General features: G+C 43.7%; 24 protein-coding genes. 9 read left to right on the top strand and 15 right to left on the bottom strand.

The features are described from left to right. Positions 1-170 precede the first annotated feature (170 nt). A complete protein-coding gene (locus U0033_RS17955) occupies positions 171-926 on the top strand; it encodes a hypothetical protein (RefSeq protein WP_072363500.1) in 756 nt (251 codons plus the stop codon). Positions 927-1,045: 119 nt separating this feature from the next. Here U0033_RS17955 and U0033_RS17950 read toward each other — a convergent pair whose 3' ends face one another. Then, complete coding sequence (locus U0033_RS17950) at positions 1,046-1,450, bottom strand: hypothetical protein (protein WP_072363501.1); 405 nt, start codon at positions 1,448-1,450, stop codon at positions 1,046-1,048. Positions 1,451-1,453: 3 nt separating this feature from the next. Next, positions 1,454-2,575, bottom strand: coding sequence for a hypothetical protein (locus U0033_RS17945; protein ID WP_072363502.1), 1,122 nt, complete (start codon positions 2,573-2,575; stop codon positions 1,454-1,456). A gap of 249 nt (positions 2,576-2,824) precedes the next feature. Here U0033_RS17945 and U0033_RS17940 point away from each other — a divergent pair, with 249 nt between their 5' ends. Then, the gene (locus tag U0033_RS17940) at positions 2,825-4,396 is read left to right on the top strand and encodes a glycoside hydrolase family 31 protein (RefSeq protein ID WP_072363503.1); all 1,572 of its coding nucleotides are present in this window, start codon (positions 2,825-2,827) and stop codon (positions 4,394-4,396) included. Positions 4,397-4,657: 261 nt separating this feature from the next. Here the strand turns inward: U0033_RS17940 and U0033_RS17935 are convergent, their stop codons facing one another. Next, entirely contained in the window at positions 4,658-5,356 is a 699-nt protein-coding gene (locus tag U0033_RS17935) for a nitroreductase family protein (RefSeq protein ID WP_072363504.1), read from the bottom strand. 157 nt (positions 5,357-5,513) lie between these two features. Here U0033_RS17935 and U0033_RS17930 point away from each other — a divergent pair, with 157 nt between their 5' ends. The 4 genes from U0033_RS17930 (at position 5,514) to U0033_RS17915 (ending at position 7,709) form a co-directional block, all read left to right on the top strand. After that, positions 5,514-5,873 carry a winged helix-turn-helix transcriptional regulator gene (locus tag U0033_RS17930; RefSeq protein WP_245801824.1) on the top strand — a complete coding sequence of 120 codons (360 nt, stop codon included), beginning with the start codon at positions 5,514-5,516 and terminating at the stop codon, positions 5,871-5,873. Positions 5,874-6,050: 177 nt separating this feature from the next. Beyond that, positions 6,051-6,410, top strand: a complete 360-nt coding sequence (locus tag U0033_RS17925) for a VOC family protein (RefSeq protein WP_072363506.1) — start codon at positions 6,051-6,053, stop codon at positions 6,408-6,410. 320 nt (positions 6,411-6,730) lie between these two features. Next, positions 6,731-7,144: a hypothetical protein gene (locus tag U0033_RS17920; protein WP_072363507.1), complete on the top strand. Its 414-nt coding sequence runs from the start codon at positions 6,731-6,733 to the stop codon at positions 7,142-7,144. Positions 7,145-7,166: 22 nt separating this feature from the next. Then, the gene (locus U0033_RS17915; protein ID WP_072363508.1) at positions 7,167-7,709 is read left to right on the top strand and encodes a hypothetical protein; all 543 of its coding nucleotides are present in this window, start codon (positions 7,167-7,169) and stop codon (positions 7,707-7,709) included. Between the two features lie 144 nt (positions 7,710-7,853). Here the strand turns inward: U0033_RS17915 and U0033_RS17910 are convergent, their stop codons facing one another. The 6 genes from U0033_RS17910 to U0033_RS17885 all read right to left on the bottom strand — a co-directional run bounded on the left by U0033_RS17910 (position 7,854) and on the right by U0033_RS17885 (position 12,228). After that, complete coding sequence (locus U0033_RS17910) at positions 7,854-9,350, bottom strand: DEAD/DEAH box helicase (RefSeq protein ID WP_072363509.1); 1,497 nt, start codon at positions 9,348-9,350, stop codon at positions 7,854-7,856. Positions 9,351-9,561: 211 nt separating this feature from the next. Then, a complete protein-coding gene (locus U0033_RS17905) occupies positions 9,562-10,278 on the bottom strand; it encodes a CHAD domain-containing protein (protein WP_072363510.1) in 717 nt (238 codons plus the stop codon). Between the two features lie 37 nt (positions 10,279-10,315). Beyond that, positions 10,316-10,477: a hypothetical protein gene (locus U0033_RS17900; protein ID WP_177318670.1), complete on the bottom strand. Its 162-nt coding sequence runs from the start codon at positions 10,475-10,477 to the stop codon at positions 10,316-10,318. 110 nt (positions 10,478-10,587) lie between these two features. Continuing rightward, positions 10,588-11,202, bottom strand: coding sequence for a hypothetical protein (locus tag U0033_RS17895; RefSeq protein WP_072363511.1), 615 nt, complete (start codon positions 11,200-11,202; stop codon positions 10,588-10,590). Between the two features lie 16 nt (positions 11,203-11,218). Further along, the gene (locus U0033_RS17890) at positions 11,219-11,608 is read right to left on the bottom strand and encodes a RidA family protein (RefSeq protein ID WP_072363512.1); all 390 of its coding nucleotides are present in this window, start codon (positions 11,606-11,608) and stop codon (positions 11,219-11,221) included. Positions 11,609-11,676: 68 nt separating this feature from the next. Beyond that, complete coding sequence (locus U0033_RS17885; protein ID WP_245801825.1) at positions 11,677-12,228, bottom strand: Crp/Fnr family transcriptional regulator; 552 nt, start codon at positions 12,226-12,228, stop codon at positions 11,677-11,679. 272 nt (positions 12,229-12,500) lie between these two features. Between U0033_RS17885 and U0033_RS17880 the strand changes: the two genes are divergently transcribed. Then, positions 12,501-13,382 (top strand): alpha/beta hydrolase family protein, encoded by an 882-nt coding sequence (locus U0033_RS17880; RefSeq protein WP_072363514.1) that lies wholly within the window; start codon positions 12,501-12,503, stop codon positions 13,380-13,382. 13 nt (positions 13,383-13,395) lie between these two features. On the opposite strand, the gene U0033_RS17875 is transcribed toward U0033_RS17880, so the two are convergent. Then, positions 13,396-15,063 (bottom strand): GH39 family glycosyl hydrolase, encoded by a 1,668-nt coding sequence (locus U0033_RS17875; RefSeq protein WP_072363515.1) that lies wholly within the window; start codon positions 15,061-15,063, stop codon positions 13,396-13,398. Positions 15,064-15,262: 199 nt separating this feature from the next. Here U0033_RS17875 and U0033_RS17870 point away from each other — a divergent pair, with 199 nt between their 5' ends. Then, a complete protein-coding gene (locus U0033_RS17870; RefSeq protein ID WP_072363635.1) occupies positions 15,263-15,706 on the top strand; it encodes a GNAT family N-acetyltransferase in 444 nt (147 codons plus the stop codon). Here the strand turns inward: U0033_RS17870 and U0033_RS17865 are convergent. Genes U0033_RS17865 through U0033_RS17855 form a run of 3 tightly spaced genes read right to left on the bottom strand, consistent with a single transcriptional unit; the run spans position 15,703 to position 17,810 of the window. After that, entirely contained in the window at positions 15,703-16,092 is a 390-nt protein-coding gene (locus tag U0033_RS17865; RefSeq protein WP_072363516.1) for a hypothetical protein, read from the bottom strand. The two genes, U0033_RS17870 and U0033_RS17865, sit on opposite strands and share 4 nt — an antisense overlap. Before the next feature lie 17 nt (positions 16,093-16,109). Continuing rightward, positions 16,110-17,006, bottom strand: coding sequence for a helix-turn-helix domain-containing protein (locus U0033_RS17860; protein ID WP_072363517.1), 897 nt, complete (start codon positions 17,004-17,006; stop codon positions 16,110-16,112). A gap of 3 nt (positions 17,007-17,009) precedes the next feature. Then, positions 17,010-17,810 carry an SDR family NAD(P)-dependent oxidoreductase gene (locus tag U0033_RS17855; protein ID WP_072363518.1) on the bottom strand — a complete coding sequence of 267 codons (801 nt, stop codon included), beginning with the start codon at positions 17,808-17,810 and terminating at the stop codon, positions 17,010-17,012. Positions 17,811-18,056: 246 nt separating this feature from the next. On the opposite strand from U0033_RS17855, the gene U0033_RS17850 reads away from it, so the two are divergent. Next, complete coding sequence (locus U0033_RS17850; protein ID WP_072363519.1) at positions 18,057-19,358, top strand: alpha-L-fucosidase; 1,302 nt, start codon at positions 18,057-18,059, stop codon at positions 19,356-19,358. Between the two features lie 352 nt (positions 19,359-19,710). Here U0033_RS17850 and U0033_RS17845 read toward each other — a convergent pair whose 3' ends face one another. Then, complete coding sequence (locus U0033_RS17845) at positions 19,711-20,595, bottom strand: helix-turn-helix domain-containing protein (RefSeq protein WP_072363520.1); 885 nt, start codon at positions 20,593-20,595, stop codon at positions 19,711-19,713. A 27-nt stretch (positions 20,596-20,622) separates the two neighbouring features. Next, positions 20,623-21,030: a YciI family protein gene (locus tag U0033_RS17840; RefSeq protein WP_072363521.1), complete on the bottom strand. Its 408-nt coding sequence runs from the start codon at positions 21,028-21,030 to the stop codon at positions 20,623-20,625. Positions 21,031-21,048: the final 18 nt, after the last annotated feature.

Below are 21,048 nucleotides of genomic sequence, written 5' to 3'. Positions count from 1 at the left end.
TCACCCAGGTAGCGCTGTATTCTCCAGCCAGCTTTTCCCTTTTGGTCCGCTTGCCCGTTGGATCATGGCGTAAATGAAAAACAGGGATCGCACTCCGGCTATAAACAGTAAAATGGCAAGGGCTATTCCTGATTTCTGTACATTTGATGCAGACTAATTCATTCAATGCAATGGCAAATTGGGCATTCGAAATAGATATCGCTGACAATTTCATTGTTGGGTTAACAGAAACCCTGACTGATAAAGGTTTCAGGATCTGGTGTTTTTACAATGACGGGCAACCCCTGTATGTTTTTAGTTCCGCATACCTGGCCTCCACTGCGGACTCACAGGTATATGAACAGGCCTGTTACCTGGTGAAGTTTATTGATGGGGTATCGTACCTGCTTTTTGAAAATAAGGATAAGGTGAATAAGATCAGTTTCACATCGGTGATTGATGTGAATACGTTTAGAATGGCGAATGTAGAAAGAGGTGTTAAAGCACATGTTGATATTGATTTTTCTGCTTACCGTTCACCAATTGAAGAAGATGAACACCCGGCTGCGCACCTGTTGAAACTGGTGCCGGGAGATGTGTTTATAAAAGAGCTGTTATTGGCGCTTAGCGAAGGTATGGATGTGAAGAGTTTGCGGAAAGCGTATGATCATGTACTTGCATTTTTGATGGAGAAAGGTGATGAGCTGATCTTATCTGGTTTTTCAGAAGCAACATTGGCTCGCTTTACACAGGCCATGGATGCCCATCAGCGCAGAATCAGGCATGAGGAGATCCAGGATATGATGTCTCTGAAAGATGCGCAGGAATTGGTTGCTGAATTGGTAATGGTGGTGTTGGCGAGATATTATAGAATTAATTTGAAGCCATTTATTATAAAGGATGGGAATGCGCAGCAGGATGATTGGTATGATAGTTTGTATGATTAAAGAGGTTGTATCAAAAGTAAAATTCCCCGGATTAATGAGGATACCTGGCGGAGAGTTTAATTAATGCAATTCTCAATGCCTTCAAATTACTATTGAAACAACCTCTTTATAATTAACGCTTAATTTTCACCACTTTGTTCGTATAGCCAGCCTCTTTCCATTGCGTAGTTCCTTAACTTTTTCGCTTTCTTCTCAATTTGACTACCTGAAAGCATATTGAAATCAATGAAAGAATGGCCATCAAACGGAATATTGTTTTCTTCGCATTTAAGGCCTTCCATATCACATTCCTGCACGCTTACGGCAACTACTCCATGAGATTTATAGCTGGTATCAATAGCAGTGAAATGAGCATGAGACTCCTGGGGAGTATATTTATTGCTGTTGTAAACGGAAAGCTGGTTCTGATCCTTTGGCGTCGGCCTAAATACCTGGGATGTTATGCTAAATACCTGTGACGATATTTTGTTGGCTTGTACAAAAGATGGATGAACTTGTCTTAATAATAAAGTGGTTTGGTGCATTTACTATTCTTTATAAAGTTGTGTAAGCTTTTGATTAAGCAATTGCCAGTCACTGTCCTCTGATAGTTTTAATGTCAGCTCGTCAAGCTCGTCACTAATACGATTCCATGATTGGTAAAATGCAGATTTCTTAGGTAGATCAATATTTAAACTTATATCATGAGTGAAAGAAGACCATTCAGCCTGAATTCCACCAGTAGGAGTGGGATATAAATGAGGCAGTGGTAATGCTGGATCGTAATTAGTTTCGAATATTTCGGCAAACCAATCCAGGTTTTCTTTCTGCAATGCTATTCCTTCTCCATTTAACCACCCTGGTTCCAAACTGGCAAGTTCTTCTAACCTGGACGGAACATCTAAAGGATCAAGAACAGAAATATGATCTATAGATTCAAAGCTGACTAACCTATCCTGTTTGTCAAAACGTCCGAGCCCGGATATCATTACCCTTGTTTTTGATTCATAGCTGTTAAAGGCATCCAGTATTGTAGTTGAATGAACTCCCTGCAATTTAGCCAGGATTCTTTGACCGCTATTAGTCATAAGTGTGAACGTTTTTTTGCTTTTATCAGCTTCAGGGATGGTACCCCGGATCATAGTTTCAATGGTCACTTCATGAATATTCGATGATGCGAGCACCAGCTTTCTACGGGTAGTTCTATTAAGTTTAGCCTGCAATCCGGAACCTGGACTAAAATCAATCGTTTCATCATCTCTAAGACGTTTTCCTATACGATTGAAATAAACCAGTAGGTTGTCCGGAATATATCTTGTTACCTCTTCACCTCTGTTTGCAGCATCTATTGATTTTAAAATATTCTCCCTGGCTTTTTCGTAGTATTCAAAATTATTGTTAGGAAATAGGCCTATGAATGAAGTAACAAGCATGATTTTTGGAACAGCACTGCCATTTTCGATCGATGATAATTTTAATGCTACTTCATTGGTAAACCCTCTCGGAACGCGTTTTCTATCTGGATTTTCATTCAGGTAGATCCATTTAGCTACTTCTATGAACAACTCTTCCAGTGCGGCAAAGTCTTCCAGCAAATCCAATGGAATTGTGTGGTCGTCAAAGCGCTTACCCGTTAAACGTGGCGTAAGGAATTCATTGCTATGTAACATAATAATTAGTGATTGTTATGAAGTTACTAAGACTTTTTGGAGGGAACAAGTAATTGATTTTTAAATGATTGTGCAGTTATCGGATTGAGAATGAATGTATTTTTGTTTTCATCCTCTTTTTTCAATTGTCCTGCTACTTCTTTTTTACGTCTACAATCTTCATTTAAATATACTATAAATTTACACAACCGGTTGCGTAGCAACACTCTCCCTAATTAAGGTTATTTTAGAATGTAAAACAACCAATTCATGCCCTTGGGAAAAGTTATTTCAGCCATTCTAATCGCAAGTATCTGTAATTGCGTATACGCACAAACGAAAACTATTCAAATTAAGAACGGAGAACACTGGTACGGAGGCGCTGTTACCGAAGGGCAGCAGATGCCGCTGAAAGATGGTTATTCATTTAACCTCTTTGCGAATACAGGTGGGAACCAGGCAGCTCCTCTTTTGCTGTCCAGCAGTGGGCGGTATATCTGGAGTGATGAGCCTTTTCAATTTGCAGTACATGGCAATGTATTGGAGATTTCAAATGCAATTGCGCCTGTTGAAGTGGATTCGCTGGGGCACAACCTGAAAGATGCTTTTTCCAATGCGGCGAAGAAACATTTTCCTGCGAAGGGAAAATTGCCGGATACATTATTGATTACCAGACCTCAGTACAATACGTGGATTGAACTGGTATATAATCAGAACCAGGCTGATATTCTTAGGTATGCAAATGCCATTCTTGCCAACGGTTTTCCTGCCGGTGTACTGATGATTGATGATAACTGGGGAGACTATTACGGCAGGTTTGATTTTAGAAAAGATCGATTTGAGAATGCGGCGGCGATGGTGGATAGTTTGCATAAGATGGGTTTTAAGGTGATGCTGTGGATAAGTCCTTTTGTGTCTCCGGATACAGAAGTATTCAGGGAGCTGTTGAGCAAGAAGTTGCTGTTGATGAAGGATACGGTGAACCCTGCGATCCTGAGCTGGTGGAATGGATATAGCGCGGTGATGGATTTCACGAATCCCACTGCAAAGGAGTGGTTTAGCGGCAGACTGGATTATATGGTGCAGACTTATCACCTGGATGGTTTTAAGTTGGATGCCGGGGATGCTGATTTTTATCCGGCTGATGCGGTTTCCTTTGCGAAGGCTACGCCTAATGAGCAAAGTCGTTTGTGGGGAGAAATAGGCCTGCATTATGCATTGAATGAGTATCGGGCTATGTGGAAGATGGGGGGAGAACCGCTTGTGCAGCGCTTGAGGGATAAGCAGCATACGTGGGTGGATTTGCAGAAGCTGATTCCGCATATTACGCTGGCGGGTTTGTTGGGGTATAATTTTACCTGTCCGGATATGATTGGCGGTGGGGAGTTTGGGTCTTTTATTGGGAGAGATAAATTGGATGAGGAGCTAGTGGTACGTTCTGCACAGTGTTCTGCATTGATGCCGATGATGCAGTTTTCAGTGGCGCCGTGGAGGGTGTTGAGTAAGGAGCATCTTGCGATGGTGAAGAAAACGGTGGAGATCAGGGGAAAGTACACGCCTTATATTTTGGAGTTGGCGAAGGCTTCTGCTGTGAGCGGGGTGCCTATTGTGAGGAGTATGGAGTATGAGTTTCCGGGGCAGGGGTTTGCAGCCGCGAAGGGGCAGTTTATGTTAGGGGATAAGTACCTGGTGGCGCCTGTGATGACGAAGGATGGGAAGCAGTCTGTCGTGTTGCCGAAGGGGAAGTGGAGGAGTGATAAAGGAGAGGTGTTGAAGGGGCCGGGAACGATTGAGCAGACGGTGCCATTGGATAGGTTACCGGTGTATGAGTTGATAAAGTGATGCCGCTGTAGGAAATTGGGATACCAGGTGCTGTGGATATTTGAAGGTTACCGGTGTATGAGTTGGTGAAGTAATGGCGCTGTAGCAAATCGGGATACCAGGGCTGCGGTATTTGAAGGTTACCGGTGTATGAGTTGATAAAGTGACGGCGCTGTAGGAATTGTTTACCTGGGGTAGTGGACCTTTGAATTGAAGAGAATATAATATGAACAGTTTTAAAGGGCTATCTATTTGAAAATAAACAGATAGCCCTATTAAATTCTATTTCTTTACGATCGTTTCCAGATTCAGTGTAACAGGTGCACCATCTGTCTGCGCAGCATCTGCAGTCGTCATTTCAGTAATGAAATCCGCTTTAGGCGTACGCACTTTCTTCATATTCACCAGCCAGTCATTCGCTGCTTCTCTATATCCCAAAGGCAGGATCACCGTACTCTTATACCCTGTACCATTCAATTGTAACAGTTCATCTAACTGCTCAGGCACAAATCCTTCCATCGGTGTCGCATCTACTTTCTGCTCTGCAGCTGCTGCAATAGCCATTGCAAAGGAGATATAACTCTGCTTTGCCGCATGATGAGCCTGCCAATCCTGGCCCTTTGGTTCATACATGTTTAATATCACGCTTTTATAGTTGTCCATGGTGTCATGTGGTAATCCACGCTCATCCATCGTTGCATTGAATACATTGCTGATCCTTGCATCACTATATCCATCCCAGGCGGCCCAAACCAGCAGGTGAGAGCAGTCGGCGATCTGGCTCTGATTAAATGCGATACCTTTTATTTTTTCCAGTAATGCCTTGTCGGAAATTACGATGATTTTATACGGCTGTAAACCGGAAGAAGAGGGTGCCAGGCGCGCCGCTTCCAGAATATAATCTAATTTCTCCTGAGGTACTTTCGCACCATTCATCTTTTTAGTGGCATAGCGCCATTGTAAATCGTCTATTAAACTCATATTCGTCCAATTTTCAACAAATGTAAATTCACTTTCGGTAATTAAGTAACTTTAGGGGGCTTATTGATGGTGACATACGGGACATCAGGTGACAAAAAAGTAACCAATTTTGTATATGGAAAATGAGAATTTAGGATATCCGACATTCAGCGAGTGTATGAAAAGAGTGCGCGCGATTGATGATACGCTTCATATTCTGGGTGGAAAATGGAAGGTGATCCTGATTGCGCATCTTTGTTATAAGCCTATGCGGTATTCAGAATTGTTGAAAGATTTGAATGGGATAGCAGGGAAGGTGCTGAGCAGGGAATTGAAGGATCTCGAGATGAATGGGCTGATTATCAGGGAGGTGTCAGAGACACAGCCGGTGACGGTGACTTATAAATTATCGCAATATGGGAAGACCTTGAAGGAGTTGACGGATAGTTTGGCGGATTGGGGATTGCAGCACCGGGCGCGGATTTTTAATGCGGAGAAGTTTGAGAAGCCGGTGGAGGCCGTGTTGCCAGAGAGGTAGTTGGGAGGCTGATGATGCTCCCGGTTAAAATTACCCTTGCTATTCTGGGTTTGTGCATTTTCCGGCTTTTTCTACATAAGTTTTTAAATAATTGTGGACCGTCCTTGCCGATCTTAGCCGCTTAAAACAATGTGTTGAATTAATATTATATTGTAGCTCGTTTAAATTGTTAACTATATGAGCCTGATCGCCGTATTACCCAAAGTTTTTTATGCAGACATTCAGCAGGCGCTTGATTTCTTTATTGATGGGCTGGGGTTTGAATTAGGATACCATGATGAAGTATTGTATATCGTAAACAGGGATAATGCTACTTTTCAATTAATGGTAGAACCGGAGCTGGCTGCTAAAGATAGCAGGCCTGAAATCAGGATTGCTACTGATGATATTGAAGCGGTGTATGCGGATATTAAAGCAAGGCGGCCAGATATTCTGCATCCGAATCTGAATTATGTGAAGCAGCAGCCATGGGGATTGAAGGAGTTTGCAGTGTTGGATCCAACTACGGTTTGTATTGTGTTTCAGCAGTCTTTGTGATGTATGACTGGATTGGTAGTACAATGACAGTATATATGTAGCAGTAATCATGAAGGGAAATGTTTTTCAGTAATCATTGTAATGGCCTGCTTGCCTGTAGCTGTAATCATGGAGGGCATTTAATTTAGGATGTGCTTATTGTAATAGCGATAAAAAAGGATAATAGAACTCATTTTATAATTACTATTTATGCATTGATTATCAGTTGGAAATCCTATTTATGAAATGAGTGCCAGTTATAAACTGCCTTTGCAACCTTTTACCCGTGTAGATCACCTATAAATTCAAAACCAGTTTTTCATTCAACCTATACTTCCATTATGACCAGTCAGCGTTGGGAAGGCGTTCCCATTTACAAAATCTATTTATTAAGATTATTGTATGTTTTGATGTTCGTATTTCTCGGCAAGGATGCCTGGACCTTTATTTTCACACATAAAGGAGCATGGGATCCAGCGGAAGCAATGAATTTTTCCATCTGGGCATCTTATTCCCTATTATCTTTTTTCGGTATTTTTCAACCACTTAGAATGCTGGCTATCGTCATGCTGGAGATTTTGTACAAATCCATCTGGCTCATCATAGTGGCGTTGCCGTTATGGCAGGCAGGCCACTTAATGGATTCTCCTGCAAGTGGTATGTTTATGGTATTTGCTTTGGTGCCTTTGCCCGTTATCGCGATGCCATGGAAGTATTTCTTCAGGAAATATATTCTTGTGTTCAAAAAGGATTAATTTCCCCCTATAAATGATCTAAATGAAAAACCAGTTCATCGCAATGGCAGTTATACTGTCTGTATTTTCTTTCACTGCATGCCAGCAGTCTCAAAGTACACAACATAATACGACCCAACAGGTGCAGGAAACCACTGCTGCCGTAGCTGAACCTGTAGCTGCTGATAGCAGTATTCCTGTACTGGAAACAGTAATGTTTGCGCCCGCAAAGGTAAAAGCAGGTAAACCCATTCTGGTGAAGTTTACTGTGAATAACCCTACCACCAAAGAGCAGGCATTTTGTAAATGGCATACGCCATTCGAACAAAGGTTTTTAAATTCTTTCTTCGAAGTGACTAACAGCAAAGGCGAGGCAGTACAGTACAAAGGTGCAATGGCGAAGAGAGTAACGCCTCCACCGGCAGATACTTATATCAAAGTGCCTGCGAAAGGTAGTGTGTCTGCTGAAATCGATTTGCTGATGGGCTACAAGATTGAGACCCCAGGTACTTACAAAGTAGTGTATCAGGGTGAAGGTGTGAGTGGGCTGACGAAGGTGAATGAAGTGACGATCACTGTAGAGTAATTTTCGGAAAGTTGTAAGACTATGCCGATATGAGAGAAGACCTGTAGCAATTGCTGCAGGTCTTTTTTTGTGATGATTTTCTGCGTGTTATATTGATTTTAAACTGGCATGTTTTATTATAGTTGCGTGTGATTTCAAAACAATTTACGCCGCCTTCGGCTTCCCTTTCTGCATAATTTTCTGAATCAATGTCTTCAACCGCTCCTTATAATCCGCCACCAGCCAATCCGTATAATTCCTCGTCACCTTGCCCAAACACTTCCCATACTGCTTCACCCGCCACTGTATCTCCTGATCCAATAATTCAGTCAGTTCCAGTGCCTGGCTAATCGTATCACTATTCTCTATACACATTATCGCATGTTGCCGGATCGCATCCCTGATCACCGTCAATGGCTTCTGCCCCGCCTCTATCACACGCTGATGCGCCTCCTGTATATCAAATGATAACTGCAATGTATTCGGAAATTTAGAACGAAGATCCGAAGATATCACCCGCGCTTCCGTTGTAGATAAGTAATGCATACTTTCTATATACGCCTCCGGTCTTTCAAAGATCAATTGCCAATCCATCGGTGCCTGCCACTCTCCAAACCGATCTATATTATTTCCCAAATCGATGATGGTAAAATTCTTCTTCTTAGGCAAACTCCGCGACCCACGCCCAATCATCTGGTGGTACAATGTCAATGATGTCGTGGCACGATTCAGAATAATCGTTTGTATCGATGGCTCGTCAAAGCCCGTCGTCAGGATCGAGACAGATGTCAGGATCGCAGCTTTCGTTTTCTTATACCATTTCAAAATCTCTTCCCGCTCCGCCGGCGAATGACGATTGTCCAAATGCCTGATCGGATACCCCGCGTCCTGGAACATTTTACACACATTCCTGGAGGTAAAGATCCCATTGTTAAAGATCAGCGTCTTCTTATTTTTCGAATGCGTTTCATAAGCATGTAAAAGTAATTCCAGCATTGCCCTGGATGAATATAATTCATCCGAAGTACTGATGGTGAAATCTCCATAGATCCCTGTCTTCAGTGAATTCAATTCCACATCATACCGCCAGCTCACCGGCTTTGCCAGGTAGCGCTGTTTGATCAGACCGCTGATGCTCTCGCCCACAATCAATTCCTGGTAAGTTTTGTTCATTGGCAGATCTGCATTTGAACTCAGTGGTGTTGCCGTAACACCCACCACGATCGCACGCGGGAATTTATTCAACAATTTCTGGAATGCATTGTGATGTGCTTCATCAATGATCACCAATCCTATATTGGCAGGATTAATAATCCCCTGTTTCAAACGGTTTCGCAAGGTCTCTACCATCGCCACATAACAGGCATGTTCTTCCCGTTTACGCAATTGCTTCACCGTGCTATTGATCACTTTGTTTTTGATCCCGATCCTTGTCAATGTAGTCGCCGTCTGCTTACATAGTTCGGTCCGGTGCGTCAATACCATTACCTGTTTATGAAAGTTTTCCACATACCACCTGGCAATCTCAGAAAAGATCCTTGTCTTGCCTCCACCCGTTGGTAATTGATAAAGAATCCTATAGCCTTTGGATGCATGAGAGAGTTTATCAAATAGGATATTGAGGTCACGTTCCTGGTACGGGTACAAACTATTGTTTCCCATGATTATTCTTACTATTGGTTACAAAGCTATATATCAAACCTGGGGCCAATGCAATCCGTGATAATAGAATTCAATCCGTGATAAGGGAAATGGAATCCGTAAGATGAAAATTCAATCCGTGATAAGAGAAACTCAATCCATGATTAGAGAAGTGGAATCCGTAAGATGAAAATTCAATTTGTAATATGAAAATGCAATCCGTATTGAGAAATTATAAAATTGACTTTAACTCCCTGATCAATTGTGCCTTCATCGTCTTCTTTTCCGCTACCAAAGCTTTCTCTTTCTTTTCTAAATAAACCCTTTCTTTTTTCGACATCCGGGCAGGGTGATACTGCCTGAACAAGCGCAATGCATTTCGCTTATCCTGGAATGCACCCAGCTGATCCTGCAAAGGTGATTTTTTCAGCTGCTCATTATTCGATAATTCCTTAAATAATTTCCTGATCGTATGCAGATCCGCGTCACTATAACTCACCGGTTGCAGTATTTCCTGCACCGCAGCCGTTTGGCTTTCTAAATACCGTTGATACCTTTTATGGCTGAAACCGCTTTTCACTGCTATCAAGGTCTTCTTCCGCGCTTTTTTTACCGGTTTTTTAACAAGTATATCGGCCAACTGTGATTTAGATTGTTCTGCCTGCTTGTGTATTATCTTTCTATAACTGGGTAAATGAGGGGCATCATTCCTGGTATACTGCTCCTGCAATTGCAGGTCGCGCAGTATACCAAGCTGGTGATAAAAGTCTTTTAACTTCCCTGGAATACCAGGCACATGCACCATGTGCAAAAAGGCTTTTAGTTGCTTATATTTTGTCCTGAATTGGTGAATGACTTTCGGGGCATATCCAGGTGACATCTGCCGGCTCTTCTTGTCGAGTCGATTATAATACCGGCGAATTATTTTCAGCACCCGTTTCTTTTTCATAATATTAATACCGGAAAAAGCATGCCGGTTTATGACGTTATAAAGCCAACAAATCTTCATCATTCCAACCATCCCCATCATTCACCACCAGCTTTTCTATAGGAAAGCTATCCGGTAAACTGATTTTCAGCGTGAATGATTGGGCCTGAGAAAATAAGCCGGCAAGCAGCAAGGTAGAAAGCAGGTAAAATGCTTTCATAAACGTAAAAGTTGGATGAACTACTTTTATGAAAATTAACCGGCTTTATTTTATGGCTATTGTAAAACTGTGGCTGGCATCTCCTCTTCCTGTTAAGAAGATGATAAAACTTATTTCAGTCTTTTTGCCGCCGCCGGCACCTTCCCTGCTTTAAACTCCTCTCGCTGTTTTCCATCTGCCAGATCCATATTGAAATTCTCCCATTCCCCTTTCTCATTCAGCACCGCGCAATTCCATTCTCCATCTGCATCATCAGGAAACTGCCACAATATATGATAGCCCTCTTCATTGGTAAATCCTTCCTCGTCCGCCTGCAAAATACCATTGACCAGTTCCCAGATAATGCCCTGCGTCGTAGTAATGATATGATAGTTTTCCGGCTCCAGACCGATTGGCAATAACTCTATTGCATATATCACTTTCACCGTGTCAAAGTAATCGTTCAGCCACTTAGCTGCTGAAGCAGGCTGGAACTCCAGGATGCTCTGTTTGAATTCATCCAGTTCCTCTTTGCCAATACCTTCTGTCGTCACCGGATTCCTTTCCACCGTTGCCAGGAGTTTACCTTTCTCATTCTTCAATTCGAAAGCCGTCCATTTTTCAGGTTTCTCATTTTTAGGAACCCCAAATTGAGCCGTCAGCGCTTCTGCGTCCAGCTCTTCTGAAATATCATCGAGATGAATGTCCGGGTCTTGTGTGCCCAATATACGGATGTAGTAACTCATAGGCACAAAATTAGGATTATTTTACTACTGTAGCCTCCAGTTCTACCTGCAATGTTTCGAAAAGAGATTTTACCTCAAATAAGGTGGACGCCTGCCGGATGCCATGTTTTGCTATCCACTCCTGGAGTATGGAAAAATGAGGCCATAGCGCGGCTGAGGAGGTTGTGTAGATATTCAATCGGACGATGCCTTTCGGCTCATATCCGGCTGCCAGGATCACCTGTTCCAGGTTGGCGATCGCGTGGGTCAACTGGCCTTTCATGTCTTCGGTACTGGAGCTGCCGTCCGGAAATACGGCGGCTTGTCCTGCACAATACAATGTACTGTTTACGTTCTTTACTTCTACGGCCTGTACGTAACTGCGTTCATCCTGCCAGGTCCAGGGATTGATGTTTCTTATTTCCATACCGCAAAGCTCAGCATTGCTAGGGAAACACCCCCTTGACATACCTCACTATTATCCTGTGATGTAGGTCACACCAGGCGACTCAGGGTTTCCCGGGATACGCCAAGATATTTCGCCAGCAGACTTTTAGGCACCCTTTGTAATAAAGAGGGATGTTGTTTGAGCAACTGCTCATATCTTTCTTTAGCATTAGATGTCAGGAGGGAGAGGATACGCCGCTGTGCTGCCAGGAAACCAAAAGTAGATTTCTGTAAAAAGAACCGTTCCATTTTAGGCAACGCTGCACAGAGCTTTTTATAATTTTCGAAGGAGAAACAATAGACTTCCGTGTCTTCTATACACGTTAAAGACATGGTGGCCTGCGATTGGGTATAAAACGCATAATAGTCACTCTCCCACCAGTCTTCCATGGCAAAGGACACGATATGGTCTTTGTCGTTATCATCATTATAGACCAGTTTTAAGAGCCCGGAAATGACCAGGTAACAATTCTTTACTTCGTCGCCTTCCTGTATCAGGTACTGGTGTTTCTTATACTTCCTGGTGGTAAAGAACGTCTGCACAAATGAAAATTCTTCATCTGTGAGGGGGAGTATTTTTTCAATATGGTCTCTAAGCATTTGCACCCTCATCATTTTCAGTTTGGGTAAATACTGATGTGCTAAGAGTTAAAAGTCGCACGACAGTTATTACGAATTTCATTTACGACGATGTTGTAAGTGATCTGTTCGTAAAGATAGTAAATCACAGTTTATTTAACAGCGGACCATCTTCCCTGTGCATAGTCCATCATTTTGAAAAAAGGAAAGCAGGGGTTTGAAAATCTTAATGATTGGTTTGATTGTCATATCAGACATGCCGAATTTCGCCGGAGCTTTGCAAAAAAAAATTCATGGAACAAGTTATTTCAGTTAGTCCTGTTGTGCTTCCTGCACCCGGACGTGGTATAGACCTACAGGTTCGGATTTCAGCGCCAATAAAAGGTGCACAGCTCCCTGTTATTTTATTCGCACATGGTTTTGGTAATTCTTTGGATGGCTATGCCCCATTGGTAAATTACTGGGCAGCTCGTGGTTTTGTGGTTATACAACCCAGTTTCCTCGATTCCAAAAGAATAGGTGTAAGTCCGGATGACCCCAGAACACCTGATATCTGGAAAATTCGTGTAGCCGATATGAAACAGGTATTGGATCAGCTGGATGATATTATCGATGTAGTGCCAGGATTGCAGGAGCGTGTGGATACTTCTCGCATTGCAGCGGTTGGACATTCTTTTGGTGCACACACCAGTGGCTTGTTATTAGGAATGCGTGTGATAGGTGAAGAGGATGATATGTCTGATGCACGCGTCCAGGTAGGTGTTCTGCTGACAGCCGCCGGTAATGGTGGTGCGGATCTGAGCCCTTTTGCAGCAGCAAATTACCCCTTCATGAATCCTGATTTCAGTGGCATGAAGAAACCGGCATTAGTGGTGGCGGGCGATAAAGATATTTCACCACTAACGGTGCGTGGCTGGGATTGGTTTACGGATCCTTATACCATGAGTCCGGGGCCTAAATCATTGCTGACTTTATATGGTGGCGAGCATTTGCTGGGAGGAATTTCCGGTTACCATGTTGTGGAGACTTCTGATGAGAACCCGGAAAGAGTAGCAGCTGTACAGCAATTGACATGGGCTTATCTGCGAACGGCCTTTTACCCGGAAGATACTGCATGGCAGGATGCCGCGATAGATCTAACGCAAGGAAAGATTGATAATAAAGGGGATCTGTAGTGAGCAGACAAAATTATTCGTAGGTAATTTTGATGAGTGATACCGCCTGCCTGGGCAGGGTGATTTTCATTTTATACGCACCGGCGCCGATTTTTATTCTTTGAGGCATGCCCAGCTCCGCTAATTGCCCCGCCTTTTCCAGCGTGGTATATTGTGCAGGAGTTGGTGCTGCCGGTGATCCCATTTTCTTCCACACCTCATACGCATTGCTATGCTCCTGGTCGATGCGATAATGGTGTAACACCGCTTTCGTGGCTGGAATGTTTGCAAGGCTTAATGTTACGATCACTTCTCCTGTAGTAATATCATCATCATGATAGTTCCAGAGCAACACTGAAACTGCTTTAGAAGATGCAGCCGCTAATGCATTGACATCCGTCTTCTCTCCTCTCACCCCATTGGCCATAATTGCCTGCGCATCATACGCCAGGTCACCTCCTATCACCAGCCGGTTCCCACTCATCATCCCCATCATCCTAAACACATTCAACACCGGTTTATCCACACCATTCGTTGCCAATTCTCTAAATCCATAAAACCAGGGCTGGTTTTCAAATTCAAAAGACCAGTTCACCGCTCCAATGATATTGGTACCATAGCTGTCATTCAATTCCATGATCCGGGCTATAGAAGCTGCTGTATAACTGGCATACATCGTACCGTTTCTATACGCATTCTGCGGATCCGTTTTCATACCGCAGGCCGCGCAACCCTCGGGATCTGATTCCCCAATGATGATAGGGATGTTCTTCAACTCAGGGAAAGAAGAGATGATTTTCAAATGACGATTTACATCTTTCAACTGGTTATTCATGCCCATCCGCACTTTGTTCTCTGTAAATACCGGTGCCCCTTTTGCATGAAATGCCAGGAAATCTAAGGGTGCCCCAATCTGCCCGGTAGCTGCATTCTTCTCTTTCAGACAATGAATAATAAACCTGCGCATAAACTCACCTGCTCCTCCTGTGGCGTGAGGACCACCAATCCTGGCTGTTGGCAATGCCCGCCTTACGCCCGCTGAAGCATAATCATACATCTTGCAATAAGTCGGAATTTTATCATCCACCATTAAATAATATCCATCTGCCTCGTTCCAGAGCTCCCAATACCAGCTTTCTACTTCCGCCTTTCCATAGCGCGCTACGCAATGTTTTACCCATTGATAGATCAGTTCCTCCCACTTATTATAGTCCTTTGGAGGATACGCCCAGCCGGTACAAATCTCTTTGTAATCATGGCCGGGTTGCCAGTAATGCCTGTAAGGCGTAGGATGTGTGGATAAGGCCTCCGGCATAAAGCCAATTTGCGCCAGTGGTTTCATTTTCCGGGAGATGTAGGTGTCGAAAATAGAATCAACGATCCGCCAGTTATAAACAGGATTCCCATTGGCATCTTCCGTATACATATTGGTAGAGCCCCATTTCAGGGCAGCTGCTCCATCGCCTGTATTCATCAGGTTATGTGCCCGCACATAAACAGGAACGGGGCTCAGTGCCGCCAGTTCTGACAACAGTTTCTTCCCATCCTTCATATAGGTATAATTCGGCTCATCATAGCCAAACCAGGCCCAGATGGGTTTCAGCGGACCTTTTTCATTTTTAAGATCTACCTGGATGGCTGTCTGGCCAACAGCGACAATCGTATACAGGCAACAAATCGTTAACAGTGATCTGAATTTCATTGAACGTGGGCGGCAATCCGTTTTTGGTAGCTGGGCAGGAATACCGTAGCCAAGATACACAAACTGCCCATCCAATCAATGGCTATCATGCGGGTATTTAAGCAAAATACAGATAATGCGATGCAGAAAAATAAGGCGATCATGCGCTTAATTTTATTACCTTTCATTGGTACCTTTCAAAATTTCAGACCACAAAATTATGCAAGCATTTTCTATCCGGCTCGCAGGGGAGAAAGATTTTCCCGCTATATTTTTGTTAATCCGCGAGTTCGCCTCGTTTCAGCAATCATCAGATAAAGTGAGTATTACGCCTGCCCAGATGGCGGCTGACAAAGACCTGTTCCAGGCATTTGTTGCAGAGTCCAATGGTGTCATTGTCGGGTTTGCCACTTTCTTCTGGTCTTATTATTCATGGAGTGGCAAGGCCCTTTACCTGGATGACCTGTACCTGCAACCAGGCTATAGGAAGCAAGGTATAGGCAAGGCATTGCTACAGACATTGATAGAACTGGCCCGATCCCGGAATTGTAAAAAGGTCAGGTGGCAGGTATCTAACTGGAACAGGAATGCCATTGAGTTTTACCAGAAAATGGGAGCTGTGGTAGATGATGTGGAGATTAATTGTGATTTAGTATTGCATTAGGATGCCCAGTAATCGGAATTATTCAGGGCAATCAGGATGTATTCCAATGCCTGATCAGGTGAATTGGCACTACCTCTTACATAGGCGCCTTGCCAGGGGCTGATCTCTGCAGGCATGCGGTACTCAATGGAGTATTGCTTGATGTCGAGGGCACTGAAGATAACATACTTCGGCGTTTGCCAGTCATCCTGCTTTAATAGAATCACCCTGTCATGAGAGGTCATGCACCAGATCGTCTCATCAGGAAAGTGCTGATTTAACAGATGAATGACTGCCAGCATTGCTTTGCCAACCCCTTGTTGGAAGTCCGAGTCGCTTTTCGTGAGATAAATAAAATCCTCTTCGATTGTGTAGGAGTTCTGTTCAGAAATTCTTTTGAGTGGCATATGGTTAAAGCTACAACTTAATTGATAGATTGTCTAAACTCCTGTGGACTTTGCTGTGTCTTTGCTTTGAAGAATTTACTAAATGACTGTGAGTGCTCAAAGCCCAGTTCATAAGCGATCTCACTGACAGATAAAGCCGTTGTAGACAATTTCTCTTTCGCGTTTTCAATCACTTTTTCATGTATATGCTGTTGTGCTGTCAAGCCGGTAAGTTGTTTCAGCATATCGCTGAAGTACTTAGCTGATAGGTGCAACTGATCTGCAAAGTAACTCACTGCCGGTAAGCCTGCATGTGTACTTTTGTTCGCAAAAAAATCTTCCAGCAATGTTTCAAATGAAGACAGCAGGGTATTGTTCAATGGTCGCCGGGTGATGAACTGCCTGTCATAAAAACGATTACTGTAAGTTAACAAGAGATCTAATTGTGCGATCAGTACATCCTGGCTGAATTTATCAATTGGTCTGTTGATCTCCTGCCGGATCTTTTTGAATAATTCTTCCACATCCCGTTCTTCATCTGCCGATAATATCAGCGCTTCGTTCACTTCATAATGAAAGAAATCATATTGCTTTATTTTCCGCGCCAGCGCTGTACCCTGTAGTAAATCAGGATGCACCATCAGGCACCATCCTGCTTTTGGGAAAGCAAAGTCCTTATTCACACCCATTACCTGGTTCGGCGCTGTAAAACCCATTACGCCTTCATCAAAATCATAATTGGTCTGGCCATATTGTGATTTGCATTCGCAATTGTATTTGATCGTGATCACGTAGTAGCTAAGTGTAAAACGCAGGTTTTCATCAATCTCAAATTCCGGCATTTCGTGGAACTGGTATATCCCGATCAGGGGATGTTTCGGTTTACCCAAATTGGTGGCCGCGTAGTATTGTGAAATGCTTTTAATGTGTAGCATACCTTACTTTATCTCTAAGTTCAGATTTTTCCGCATCATATTTCCATACATTTTCATGCCTGCTTTTACAGGAATGAACCTCAACAGCGCTTTCATTACCTTATTCTGAAAACCGCTGATGGTCAGCATGGATTTCTTTTGCAATCCTTTCATGGCAGCAGCAACCACCTGTTCCGGTGTTTCCATTTTTTTAGTGGAGAAACTGCTTTTGCGTTCACTGCCTATTTTGGCGGCATCAAAGAAACCTGTTGCTGTCGCACCCGGGCATAAGAGCATCGCATGAATATTGTACAGCCTATTCTCTTCCCAGAGTGCTTCCGTAAAGTACATCACGAATCCTTTGGTAGCTGCGTATACATTCATATAAGGGATGCCATTAAACCCTGCCATAGAACCTACATTGATAATGGTACCGCTTTTTCGTGCACGCATGGCCGGCAGGAACTGATGTGTGAGGGCTACCATGGCATCCATATTCAGGTGCATCATGTTGCGGTATTCATCCATGGTATATTCCAGCAGATCGCCCCCGCTACCAATGCCGGCATTATTGATCAGCCAGTCTACCTCCAGGTTTTTATCACGTACTTCGGCAGCAATGCGTGCATCACTGCCCTGCTGTGCGAGGTCGATGGGGAGATAGTGTGCGGTGATCTTGTATTGTTGGCTGAGTTCCCCGCAGAGGGATTTTAGTTTATTGACAGACCTTGCTATCAACAATAAATTGTGGCCTTCTTTGGCCAGTTGCCGGGCGAAGGCTTCGCCGATGCCGCCGGAGGCACCTGTGATCAATGTAACTTTCATCGTACAAAGGTGAGACAGGCAGCTTTTCAAAAAGTAGCCAATAGGCGGAAGGATGTAGCCGATTTTCTTAATGGTAATTTTTGTGGAACAGGGCGCAGCCGATAATTTGTAATTTCCATATGGATAATATTTCCTTTTACCCTAATAAAGAAAGGTTAAAACAAACTCATTGGGTTAATAAACAGCCATAAATATATAGGATAAAGTAACAAAATTAGGTAAGTTTATAGAAACTAGGAATTCGTTATGAAGAGGTTGTCCGTTATCTTGATACTCGTCATTGTTGCCCAGCTGCCATCTTTCGCTCAACAGGTTCTACCCTCTAAAGACCAGATAGCATGGGCAGATGCCGAGATAGGTGTAATTATCCACCTGGATATCAACATCTTTGCACCTGCATCCTTTGATTATAAAAAGAAAGAAACGCTTCCTCCATTATCGGTTTTCAACCCTTCCAAACTCAATACAGACCAATGGGTAAAGACTGCAAAAGCTGCAGGTGCTAAGTATGCCATCCTAACGGTGAAGCATGGTACGGGCTTTTGCCTCTGGCCTTCTGCCGTGCATGCATATAATGTAGGCCATACACCTTACCAGCAAGATATTCTGCAGGCATTTATTGCTTCCTGTAAGAAGTATGGGCTACAACCTGGCCTGTATTATAACACTAATACCAACACGTATCTCGGCACCCAACACGATGAAGCCTATAATAAAGCCGTACTGGCGCAATTAAATGAGATCTGGAGTAACTACGGTCCTATGTTCGAAATCTGGTTTGATGGCGGTTTACAGGATGGGCTGGAAGCAGACGTATTAAAGATGATCCGTGAAAAACAACCACAGGCCATTCTATTCCAGGGCCCATTAAAAGCCGGAAATACCATTCGCTGGATCGGTAATGAAGATGGTTTTGCTGCTTATCCACAATGGAGCCGGGCAAATGAAACGACAGCTTCTGATGGTGCCGTGAAAATAGATGGTTTGCATGGTGATCCGGAAGGTAAATACTGGTGCCCGGGAGAATCTGATTTTCCTATCCGTAAAAACTATGCCTGGAATGGCGGTTGGTTGTGGAAAGCGGGGGAAGACAAGGACCTGTTTTCAGTAAAAGAACTGGTGGAGAAATATTATAAGAGTGTGGGCCGCAATACAAATATGCTGGTTGGAATGGTGGTAGATACAAGTGGGTTAATACCCAAAGCAGACTCCCTGGTATTTGATAGCTTTGGCCGCCATTTAAAGCATGGTTTTTCAGCTCCCCTGGCCCAGCGCAGTGATTTGACCAGATCCATTATTGAGCTTAAAAACAGGAGCGGAAAGGCTGTCAGAGAACTAATGATAATGGAGGACCTGGAGTATGGAGAGAATATCCTGTCTTATAGTCTGCAGGTAAAGGTGCATGATGACTGGAAGGAGGTAGCTACCGGGGAATCTGTAGGGCATAAGCGCTTACAGACCTTTAACCCGGTGGCTGGTGAGGAATGGCGCTTAATGATCACCGGGAATGCGGGGCCGCTGCATATTAAACTGGTAGCACTCTATTAGGCCCCCGAACTCGAAGGGATACCTACATTAAAAGATCACCATAAGTACACGATAAGTACACTTCATTATCCAAAGGATATTGAGGTGTACTTATCGTGATATAAAAGTACCGGTTTAGTGATAAAGTAGCATTAGTTTTCGGGTGAGAGCGTCATAGATCTCAAGCCTTGCATGTTGGGTCGACTAAAAAGGGTATTCCCTCTCGGGGTGGGTGATGGAGACGGAATGGCTTTTACGCAATTCCCAGCGCTTTCACTTTACGTTTCAGTCAGCCCCGAATGGACTAAGGATTATTTATCAATGCAGGATACCCTCATTTAGGCATATTTCATGCGAAGTAATATAAGCAGGCTTATTTATGATTTTCAAACCTGATTGCGTTTGGGGTAGTGCCGGTGATCCTTTTGAAATAGTTATTGAAATAAGTGGGGTATTCAAAGCCCAGGCCATAAGCGATGTCCGCTACGCTCCAGTTGGTATGCTGAAGCAGGGCTTTGGCTTCGGCAGTGATCCTTTCGGCAATGAGTACGGAGGTGGGTTTGCCGGTGACTGCTTTGACTGTACGGTTCAGGTAATTGGTATGTACTGATAGTGATTGGGCAAAGTGCTGTGCAGTACGTAGTTTGAGTGGCTCTGCAGGATTGTCGATCGGGAACTGTTTTTCCAGGAGTTCTAAAAAGGACCGGGTGATGCGGGCTGCTGCATTGTGTTCTCTCAGGTCCAGGTTCACGGGTTGGATCTGGAGGGCTTCGTGAATGATGAGTTCAATGCAGTTGCGGAAGAGGTCATCTCTGTGTTCATAATCACTGTCATAAACAGCAAGCATTTTTTTAAAGATCCCTGTTAGAAACCCGACCTGGTCTTCATTGAGTGCCAGTACCGGAAATTCTGCAGAGCGGAATAAGGGGGAATTTTGCAGGAGCTCGGTCAGTTCCCTGCCGGCGACAAAATCTTCGGTGAACACGCAGGCATAGCCGGAGCGCTCCTGGGAACGGGGGATGATGGTATGCTGTACTTTTGGATTGGCGAAGAAAAGATAGGTACCATCCATTGCTATACTTTTGTCTCCGAACCTGAGCGTGAAATCCCCCCTTACCATGATTATTTTAAAATAATCTCTTCTTGCGTGAATTTCAGCAGCCGGAATGATGCCAGATACCTCCTGTACTTTGAAACCTTTGGATTTTAAGTCTGCCCCAATACAGGTGGGTATGCTGGAAAAAGTGCTTGTTGCCATTCTGCAAAGTTAAGAAAATCAAACCTTTTATTGAGCGGAGGCTACTGGTTCAAAGATCTGGGGTACGCCTTTCGGAAGTTCCCTGATTTCTACACTACCTCCGTATGCTAATACAGGACAGGCTTTCGCCAGTTCAGTGGCCTCCTCTATATTTTCTGCACGGAGCAGGATGCTGCTTACCTGCCGCTCATTTTCCTTTGTTGCCTGTTGATTGATAGTTCTGCTTTCTCCCGGGTAGGCAAAGCTGGTGATGTAATGGCCGGAGGCTTTCCAGTCAGCAATGGCTTGTTCCCATTTGGGGTTCACTGATTTTGCTAAGGCTGTTGTGTAAGTGGAAGGTACTTTTACCAGCAGGACAAATGCTTTCATGGTTTGTTTGGTTTGTGCGTGGGCTGCACCTGTTAAGAGCAGCAATGCGATGAATAAGTGTTTCATGAAGCAAAGATGCGTTGC

The organism is Chitinophaga sancti, from assembly GCF_034424315.1.
Classification (GTDB): Bacteria; Bacteroidota; Bacteroidia; order Chitinophagales; family Chitinophagaceae; genus Chitinophaga; species Chitinophaga sancti.
The sequence above is the reverse complement of the archived record's forward strand: the minus strand, read 5'-3'. Positions and strand labels throughout refer to the sequence as shown.

What these genes read in the sequence shown, in the direction of transcription:
- U0033_RS17955 (WP_072363500.1), top strand. Translation starts at nt 171, where the DNA reads ATGGCAAATTGGGCATTCGAAATAGATATCGCTGACAATTTCATTGTT.
- U0033_RS17950 (WP_072363501.1), bottom strand. Translation starts at nt 1,450, where the DNA reads ATGCACCAAACCACTTTATTATTAAGACAAGTTCATCCATCTTTTGTA.
- U0033_RS17945 (WP_072363502.1), bottom strand. Translation starts at nt 2,575, where the DNA reads ATGTTACATAGCAATGAATTCCTTACGCCACGTTTAACGGGTAAGCGC.
- U0033_RS17940 (WP_072363503.1), top strand. Translation starts at nt 2,825, where the DNA reads ATGCCCTTGGGAAAAGTTATTTCAGCCATTCTAATCGCAAGTATCTGT.
- U0033_RS17935 (WP_072363504.1), bottom strand. Translation starts at nt 5,356, where the DNA reads ATGAGTTTAATAGACGATTTACAATGGCGCTATGCCACTAAAAAGATG.
- U0033_RS17930 (WP_245801824.1), top strand. Translation starts at nt 5,514, where the DNA reads ATGAAAAGAGTGCGCGCGATTGATGATACGCTTCATATTCTGGGTGGA.
- U0033_RS17925 (WP_072363506.1), top strand. Translation starts at nt 6,051, where the DNA reads ATGAGCCTGATCGCCGTATTACCCAAAGTTTTTTATGCAGACATTCAG.
- U0033_RS17920 (WP_072363507.1), top strand. Translation starts at nt 6,731, where the DNA reads ATGACCAGTCAGCGTTGGGAAGGCGTTCCCATTTACAAAATCTATTTA.
- U0033_RS17915 (WP_072363508.1), top strand. Translation starts at nt 7,167, where the DNA reads ATGAAAAACCAGTTCATCGCAATGGCAGTTATACTGTCTGTATTTTCT.
- U0033_RS17910 (WP_072363509.1), bottom strand. Translation starts at nt 9,350, where the DNA reads ATGGGAAACAATAGTTTGTACCCGTACCAGGAACGTGACCTCAATATC.
- U0033_RS17905 (WP_072363510.1), bottom strand. Translation starts at nt 10,278, where the DNA reads ATGAAAAAGAAACGGGTGCTGAAAATAATTCGCCGGTATTATAATCGA.
- U0033_RS17900 (WP_177318670.1), bottom strand. Translation starts at nt 10,477, where the DNA reads ATGAAAGCATTTTACCTGCTTTCTACCTTGCTGCTTGCCGGCTTATTT.
- U0033_RS17895 (WP_072363511.1), bottom strand. Translation starts at nt 11,202, where the DNA reads ATGAGTTACTACATCCGTATATTGGGCACACAAGACCCGGACATTCAT.
- U0033_RS17890 (WP_072363512.1), bottom strand. Translation starts at nt 11,608, where the DNA reads ATGGAAATAAGAAACATCAATCCCTGGACCTGGCAGGATGAACGCAGT.
- U0033_RS17885 (WP_245801825.1), bottom strand. Translation starts at nt 12,228, where the DNA reads ATGCTTAGAGACCATATTGAAAAAATACTCCCCCTCACAGATGAAGAA.
- U0033_RS17880 (WP_072363514.1), top strand. Translation starts at nt 12,501, where the DNA reads ATGGAACAAGTTATTTCAGTTAGTCCTGTTGTGCTTCCTGCACCCGGA.
- U0033_RS17875 (WP_072363515.1), bottom strand. Translation starts at nt 15,063, where the DNA reads ATGAAATTCAGATCACTGTTAACGATTTGTTGCCTGTATACGATTGTC.
- U0033_RS17870 (WP_072363635.1), top strand. Translation starts at nt 15,263, where the DNA reads ATGCAAGCATTTTCTATCCGGCTCGCAGGGGAGAAAGATTTTCCCGCT.
- U0033_RS17865 (WP_072363516.1), bottom strand. Translation starts at nt 16,092, where the DNA reads ATGCCACTCAAAAGAATTTCTGAACAGAACTCCTACACAATCGAAGAG.
- U0033_RS17860 (WP_072363517.1), bottom strand. Translation starts at nt 17,006, where the DNA reads ATGCTACACATTAAAAGCATTTCACAATACTACGCGGCCACCAATTTG.
- U0033_RS17855 (WP_072363518.1), bottom strand. Translation starts at nt 17,810, where the DNA reads ATGAAAGTTACATTGATCACAGGTGCCTCCGGCGGCATCGGCGAAGCC.
- U0033_RS17850 (WP_072363519.1), top strand. Translation starts at nt 18,057, where the DNA reads ATGAAGAGGTTGTCCGTTATCTTGATACTCGTCATTGTTGCCCAGCTG.
- U0033_RS17845 (WP_072363520.1), bottom strand. Translation starts at nt 20,595, where the DNA reads ATGGCAACAAGCACTTTTTCCAGCATACCCACCTGTATTGGGGCAGAC.
- U0033_RS17840 (WP_072363521.1), bottom strand. Translation starts at nt 21,030, where the DNA reads ATGAAACACTTATTCATCGCATTGCTGCTCTTAACAGGTGCAGCCCAC.